This is a genomic window from Pantoea sp. GbtcB22 (assembly GCF_019091025.1).
Lineage (GTDB): Bacteria > Pseudomonadota > Gammaproteobacteria > Enterobacterales > Enterobacteriaceae > Pantoea > Pantoea leporis.
Genome location: NZ_JAGXKB010000035.1, coordinates 1 through 425, shown reverse-complemented (window position 1 = coordinate 425; position 425 = coordinate 1). Strand labels below are relative to the sequence as shown.

Here is a 425-nt window from a genome sequence, read left to right as displayed (position 1 = left end):
ACCCTTCCGTCAGCTCCGGTGACCTCAGCAACAGCGCGTGCACGAGTTGCATCGCGTTCATCCTGCCCGGGCCCTTCAGGAAGCAGGGACAAATCACCCTGCGGAAAGGCATCCCCTGTTACATTCACAAACATCTCAATATCTGGAATACCGGTTGAATGCCATGACGTCACCAGATCGCCAAAGGAAAGCGGCACACAGGCCACAGGGCCTTCACCAAAATCAATCCAGCCGGGCTGCGCATTCTCTTTCGTCATCAGAATACCGTTAACACGTTCCAGCAGGCCGGCTGCGATTATTTCGCCTGCGCTGAGGGCAGACCCCCGGGACATCGTTCCGGCCACCTGTAATGCTATACGCACCCGTCGTGGTTCCGGTACATGTCGTACAAGGCGAACGGCCAGGCAGCGGGTAGGCACCACGTC

Annotated in this window: 1 pseudogene; it reads right to left on the bottom strand. The window is 57.9% G+C overall.

Going from position 1 to position 425, the window contains the following annotated elements:
* A pseudogene (locus tag KVT28_RS24705) lies at positions 1 to 257 on the bottom strand (hypothetical protein); the annotation flags it as partial.
* Between the last annotated feature and the right edge of the window lie 168 nt (positions 258 to 425).